Raw genomic sequence first — 6638 nt, forward strand, 5'->3', positions numbered from 1 at the left:
ATATTAACCTAGCAGGAACAGACAGAATGAAGACTATAATTTCTCGTTGGCTATCAAGAGACCCTGATCCTAACACTCGATATGAACTACAACGACTGATCGATTCGCAAGAGTCAGCCGAGTTAGAAGATCGATTCAACGGTCGTTTAGAGTTTGGTACTGCAGGGTTAAGAGGGATCGTTGGTGCAGGGCCTAATCGAATGAACCGTTTAGTGATCCAAGAAACAGCCATTGGTTTAGCGCATTATTTAAAAGCGCAAGAACATGACGCTGAATTCCGTGGGGTGGTGATTGGTTACGATGGCAGACCCGACTCAAAGCAATTTGCTTGCGATGCGGCATCAGCATTAACGGCTCATGGCATAAAGGTTTATCTTACGATACGCGTTGCGGCAACCCCACTTGTTGCATTTGGCGTCAAGCACCTAGGAGCAGCCGCTGGTATTGTGGTGACCGCCAGCCATAACCCACCGGCTTACAATGGCTTTAAAGTATATTGGGGCAATGGGGCGCAAATTATTCCTCCGCATGATTCAGGTATTGCCGCTGAAATTGATGCTGCCGCGCAACAAGAGCTACATTTAATGGATTTAGAAATAGCCCATCAACAAGGGCTATTAGTGTGGCTTGATGATGATTTCTACCAAGAATATCGTCGAACCATGAATGAAAACCCATTACTTTCAAATAATACTCAACCTAATGGTATCAGCCTTGCCTACACAGCTATGCATGGTGTTGGTGCGAATATGGCAGAAACCCTGTTACACGATGCAGGTTTTAATCATGTGTACAGTGTTGCTGCACAACGTGAACCAGACGGTGCATTCCCAACGGTTAACTTCCCCAACCCTGAAGAACCAGGTGCGATGGATATGGTGATAGCAGAAGCCAAAAGCCATGGTGCGACTTTAGCGTGTGCCAATGACCCAGATGCTGATCGCTTTGCTGTTGCTGTGCAGCTAGATAATGGTGAATACAAGATGCTAACGGGCGATCAAGTCGGCGTGCTCTTTGGTTATTATTTGTTATCACATGCAAAAGCTGAGCAAAACTTAGTCGGTGCGACGATCGTATCTTCAAGCTTATTAGAGCAAATAGCGAAATCTGCTGGTGCTAATTATTATCAAACACTAACGGGCTTTAAATGGTTAACGAATGTAGGCATGAAACAAGAAACGGAAACCAGTCAATTCTTGTTTGCTTATGAAGAAGCCTTGGGTTATACCGTCGGCAGTGAAGTGTGGGATAAAGATGGTTTGTCGGCTTTGGTGGCATTTGCCCAATTAACCGCAGAGTTAGCCAGTAACGGGCAAACAATATGGGATCAGCTCGAGGCTATTTATCGTGAGCATGGTCTGTATCTTAATGCTCAGCGAAGTATTGCACTCGACCCAGCAGCACCGCCTATTGGTGATAAGTTACGGGCGAACCCGGTAATGCAAATTGCAGGTCAAATTGTTTTGCAAACCGATGATTTGAAGTCATCTAAGCGAACGTTTCAAGATGGGACGGTTGAAGATATAGATTTACCCGAGAGTGATGTATTGATTTACCATTTAGACAGTGGGGCACGTGTTGTCGTACGCCCTTCAGGAACAGAGCCTAAGTTAAAATGCTACTACGAAGTTGTAGAACCAATGATTCATGAAGATACCCTAGAGCATGCTCAGCAACGGGCAGAATCAGCAATGAATGACTTGATTCTGCAGCATCAAGCATCTATTGCCAGCTAGTTATAGCACTGAATACGTATACCTGTTTCAGGACTCGATACTATTTTTCGATGCCCATTAAAAAAGCCGCTGAGTGCGGCTTTTTTGTGTAGTGCGTGTTTACTCTGGCAAATTAAGCGATTGTTATATTGAGTGATTGCTATTTCTTATCGCTGAGTTCAGCATACTTGTGCAGCAGCTCAGTCAGTACTTTAATCCAGCCAAAAGCATTATCAGGTGCGTCGACTAAAATGACTTCAACTTGTTCACAGTGCTGCTCAAGTGTTACTGCTGCTTCAAGGTTGAATGACATCGCATAAAAGTGCCACAAAATAAGGCGAGTCATACGAATAGCATTCTGATTTGCATTTTCTGAATCAGAGAAAGCAACTTTTACTTCACCCAATGCGATAGATGTCATGCGTAACATGGCATCTAGTTGAGCTGAGCGCATACGATCATCACTATCGATTTCTTCTTGATCGAATGTGAACAATTCCTGCATCACATCTTCAGGTACCATGCGGCTAATAACACGGTGACTAAATTCTTCTAGCTCGTGGCGTGGCATAGTCAACAGGCATTCAAGTTTGTAGTCGCGTTCCATAGTTATTCTCAGCAATTGTTCAATATATATTTATCGCATTAACGATAAACGGGCGCGTATTTTGAGGGATTTTCTATAGAATTACCATCTTTATACCAAGGTGACGTTAAAGTGCTTGGGTATACATGTTTTGCTAATAGCGTGCTCTGACAAAAGCATGACACTTATTGGGTGCTTATTCCTTATTATGCGCCCATTAGAGCTCCCTCAAAAGATTGTGGAGCCAATTACACAGCAGGGTAAGACTCAGGCATTATCTGAGCAATAAGTACTATTTATGACTATGTCAGATAAACACAAACAGCGTGATCCAAACACATCACTTGATGATTCTAAGATAACACCAGAATCAGCGTCTCCCGACGGTAAGCAACCGACTTCTACGTCACCACATTCTACGCCACCAAAAAAGACGAAACGTGTGTGGATTAAGCGCTCGCTGATTGGTGCCGTAATATTGGGTTCGGTTAGCATGGTATGGATGGGTTTTTCACTTAACCAAGCCGTAAGTGAAAAATTTGAAGGGCAGCTTTGGCAATTACCCTCAGTTGTCTATGCGCGTGAACTGAGTCTGCAACCGGGTGCTCCAATTCGATTTGATGATTTAGTTAACGAACTGAAGGTATTAAAATACAGAAAAGTTGCCTCACCAAAGCAAAGTGGTGAGTATTCGGTAAGCCGTCAGCATGTTGAGCTTGTACGCCGTCCTTTTGAATTTAAAGAAGGCATTGAAGGCGCTCGGCATGTTGTGGTTGATTTTGACTATGCATCGATTAAACGCATTTCAGAAGTCGAGTCAAACCGAGAATTAGGCTTTCTTCGTGTAGAGCCTAAAATGCTGGGTATGTTAGAAGCAAAAGCCGAAGAACAGCGTATTTATTTACCGAAAGATGAAATGCCTGAGCCATTAATTCAAGCTTTGCTCACGACAGAAGATCGTAATTTTTATGAGCATGATGGTGTTTCTCCCGTTGCGATTGCGCGTGCATTTTTAGCTAATCTAAAAGCGGGTAGAACCGTTCAAGGCGGCAGTACGCTTACTCAGCAGCTTGCTAAAAACCTTTTCTTAAGTAGTGAACGTAGCTTATGGCGTAAATTCAAAGAAGCGTACATGGCGTTAATCATCGATTACCGTTATGACAAAGATCAGATCCTTGATGGCTACTTAAACCAAGTGTATTTAGCACAAAGCGGGGCAGATGCTATTCATGGTTTTGCGTTGGGAGCACGTTTCTATTTTGGACGCCCTTTGTCTGAGTTACGTGTCGATCAGCAAGCTTTGCTGGTGGGGTTAGTAAAGGGACCTTCATATTATAATCCATGGCGATACCCTGAGCGTGCGAAACAACGTCGTGATTTAATTCTCAGCATGATGATGGATTCAAAGCAGCTAGAACCGGCAGATTATGACGCCGCAATAAAGTTACCATTAGATTTACAAGAAAAAGGTCAGATTGCCAACCGCCAGCCCGCGTATTTTGAGCAAATTAAACGAGAACTAAAAGCGAATGTTGGTGATGACTATCAGCCAGATAAAGGTTTACGATTGTTCACATCGCTAGATCCTTTATCGCAAGAAAAAGCAGAATTAGCGGTTCGACAAACGGTGCCCAAATTAGAGAAAAAAGCAGGTAAAGAGCTAGAAACCGCGGTTGTTATTGCCGATCGGATGTCTGGCGAAATTCGAGCAATGGTAGGCGGAAGTCGTCCGGGATATGCTGGCTTTAACCGCGCCATTGATGCCAAACGTCAGATTGGTTCTATCGTTAAACCTGCTATCTATCTTGCTGCACTTGAACAGCCAGAACGTTTTTCACTCGCAACAAGCTTGAAAGATCGACCGCTTACGTTAAAAGGGGCAAAAGGCGAGAATTGGTCGCCACGTAACTATGATCGCCAATACCGTGGTGAAGTGCCGTTGTATCAAGCTTTGGCTAAGTCTTACAATATTCCTACAGTGAACCTTGGTTTGGCTGTTGGGCTTGATACCGTGATTGATACGCTTGATAAGTTGGGTGTTGATCGAAAAGAAGTGCCCAAGTTACCTTCTATGTTATTAGGTGCATTTACATTAACGCCATTACAAGTAACCCAGATGTATCAAACCATTGCGAGTGGTGGTCATAAAGCCGAACTTACAGCATTAAGTGCAGTAACAGATGGTAAAGGCAATATCATTTATCAAAATTGGCCAACATCATCCCCCGCAGTACCTGCGCAAGCTGCTTGGTTAACGATGTATGGTATGCAAAAAGTGGTTTCGACCGGTACAGGTCGTTATTTGAACGCACAATTTCCCTCATCACGCCTAGCGGGTAAAACAGGCACAACAGATAAAAACCGTGATAGCTGGTATGTCGGTATTGATGGACGAGAAGTTGTGACTGTTTGGATGGGGCGAGATGATAATAAAGGTATTAATCTAACGGGTTCTTCTGGGGCTCTAAGATTGTATTCTGATTATATTAAGCAGCGTGATCCTGAAGCATTAGTGTTGCGTCGCCCTGCTCAAATTACAAATTTCACATACAGTCAATCTCAAAATGGTACGTATTCAGCCAGTTGTGTTGGGCAAAGTAAGTTGCCAGCATGGGATCCGAAAGGAAACCTTCAACCCAGTTGCGTTAAGAGCGTGGAAGGTTTTTTGCAGAAATTGTTTAGTTGGTAATACGGCGTTTTACAGATTACCTGAAACGAGAGAGTTTTTACGTTAGAATAGCCGACTTTTCTCGTTTCGAATTGAATTAGGCGACAAAATTAATGCCATTATTACAAGCTATGCGTTTATTAAAGTCTTCTGTGCATCCTGATATTGCAGGTTTAGATGGCACTGTTTTTCATCGTAAAGCGGCTCGCGGTATCATTCTTGACGGTGAAAATATTCTTATGCTTTATACCGCTCGTTATCATGATTACACCTTACCCGGTGGCGGTATTGATGACGGTGAAGATGCAATAATGGGCTTGATTAGAGAGCTTCAAGAAGAAACGGGTGCGCAAAATATTCGTGATATTCGTGCATTTGGTATTTATGAAGAATACCGCCCTTGGCATAAACCTGAATTTGATGTCGTTCATATGGAATCATATTGTTTTGTATGTACCATTGATGCTGAACTTGGTGAGACACGCTTTGAAGACTACGAAATCAATAATGGGATGAAACCTGTTTGGATGAATATTCATGAGGCGATTGCCCATAACGAAGAGACGATAGCCAATAGTGATAAAAAAGGCATGTCGATAGAGCGTGAAACCTTTTTATTGAAATTGATTGTCGAGGAGTTGCTACCTTCGCCAGCGTTAACATCTGAATTAAAGAAAGCCAGCTAATAGGCTTTGTTCAAGTAAAGGCTTATTGCTTCTTATTTTTTGTTTATAAAGAGCCTGCATGATTGCAGGCTTTTTTGTGGGAAAAATCTAGGCATTGCACTCATAACAATCACTAGTTACTTATTCAGAACGGTATGAAAATGAGATGAAAATAATTTGGCTGGTTGTTTTTAGCCTATAGTCATGAAATCAGTTCAAATAATCACAGGACGGTTTATGAAGCTTTTAAAATATATATTTCTATTAACAGGTATCGCATTAGTCAGCTTTTCATCATCGGTGTTGGCAGATTGGACACTTAGCCCGACAGATTCGAGTATTAACTTTATGTCGGTAAAAAATGCAGCAGTAACAGAAGTGCATCAATTTAGAAATGTGAGTGGTTCAGTAACTGATAACGGTGACGTTAAAATCTCGATAGATCTTACTAGCGTCGATACTGCGATATCAATTCGTGATGATCGAATGAAAGAGATGTTATTTGAAACAGGGCTATTCCCTGTTGCGACCCTAAGCGCAACTGTGGATTCTGATGCATTATCAGGCTTGTCTGCTGGAAAAACGATGCCGATTGAGGCTGAGTTTGATCTCGATTTGCACGGTAAAAAACAACTATTAACGGCTAACTTGCAAGTGACAGGGCTTGAAAATGGTGGGTTACAAGTTAATTCGATTAACCCTATCGTTATCGATTCTACGGCTTTTAAACTTGATGGGGGTGTGGCTGCATTACAAAAAGTGGCAAAGCTAAATTCAATAGCGACAAGCGTACCTGTAAACGTACAGCTCTTTTTTATGAAAAAGAACTAACGCTATTACTGTGAAGGTATAAACCCCATTGTAGAAAGCCGCATTCTACCCCTGAATATTTTTAATGACAAAGTACCTTGATTGTTTTTTATGACTAGCTACCTTTGATATGTGGTTAACATATTGAGGGTAAGTTTGTGACAGAAACACATGATGAAGAACATCCTGATATT

The 6638-nt window shown here is 42.2% G+C and carries 5 protein-coding genes; 4 read left to right on the plus strand and 1 reads right to left on the minus strand.

Translation table 11 applies throughout. From position 1 onward, the window contains the following. Positions 1 to 26 precede the first annotated feature (26 nt). Positions 27 to 1736 (plus strand): phospho-sugar mutase, encoded by a 1710-nt coding sequence (locus C9J12_RS23570; protein WP_107244932.1) that lies wholly within the window; start codon positions 27 to 29, stop codon positions 1734 to 1736. Positions 1737 to 1875: 139 nt separating this feature from the next. Here the strand turns inward: C9J12_RS23570 and C9J12_RS23575 are convergent, their stop codons facing one another. Continuing rightward, positions 1876 to 2322: an exoribonuclease R gene (locus tag C9J12_RS23575; RefSeq protein ID WP_107244933.1), complete on the minus strand. Its 447-nt coding sequence runs from the start codon at positions 2320 to 2322 to the stop codon at positions 1876 to 1878. A 277-nt stretch (positions 2323 to 2599) separates the two neighbouring features. Between C9J12_RS23575 and mrcB the strand changes: the two genes are divergently transcribed. The 3 genes from mrcB (at position 2600) to C9J12_RS23590 (ending at position 6465) form a co-directional block, all read left to right on the plus strand. Beyond that, on the plus strand, positions 2600 to 4990 hold the full coding sequence (gene mrcB, locus C9J12_RS23580; protein ID WP_107244934.1) for a penicillin-binding protein 1B: 2391 nt from the start codon (positions 2600 to 2602) through the stop codon (positions 4988 to 4990). A gap of 110 nt (positions 4991 to 5100) precedes the next feature. Beyond that, positions 5101 to 5655 (plus strand): NUDIX hydrolase, encoded by a 555-nt coding sequence (locus C9J12_RS23585; RefSeq protein WP_193944700.1) that lies wholly within the window; start codon positions 5101 to 5103, stop codon positions 5653 to 5655. Between the two features lie 216 nt (positions 5656 to 5871). Beyond that, positions 5872 to 6465 carry a YceI family protein gene (locus tag C9J12_RS23590; protein WP_107244936.1) on the plus strand — a complete coding sequence of 198 codons (594 nt, stop codon included), beginning with the start codon at positions 5872 to 5874 and terminating at the stop codon, positions 6463 to 6465. The last annotated feature ends 173 nt before the right edge of the window (positions 6466 to 6638 follow it).

It is taken from the genome of Photobacterium frigidiphilum (assembly GCF_003025615.1).
GTDB lineage: Bacteria > Pseudomonadota > Gammaproteobacteria > Enterobacterales > Vibrionaceae > Photobacterium > Photobacterium frigidiphilum.

Bases quoted from the DNA above. Each gene is read 5' to 3' on its own strand.
- mrcB (WP_107244934.1), top strand. From the start codon at position 2,600: ATGACTATGTCAGATAAACACAAACAGCGTGATCCAAACACATCACTT.
- C9J12_RS23575 (WP_107244933.1), bottom strand. From the start codon at position 2,322: ATGGAACGCGACTACAAACTTGAATGCCTGTTGACTATGCCACGCCAC.
- C9J12_RS23570 (WP_107244932.1), top strand. From the start codon at position 27: ATGAAGACTATAATTTCTCGTTGGCTATCAAGAGACCCTGATCCTAAC.
- C9J12_RS23590 (WP_107244936.1), top strand. From the start codon at position 5,872: ATGAAGCTTTTAAAATATATATTTCTATTAACAGGTATCGCATTAGTC.
- C9J12_RS23585 (WP_193944700.1), top strand. From the start codon at position 5,101: ATGCGTTTATTAAAGTCTTCTGTGCATCCTGATATTGCAGGTTTAGAT.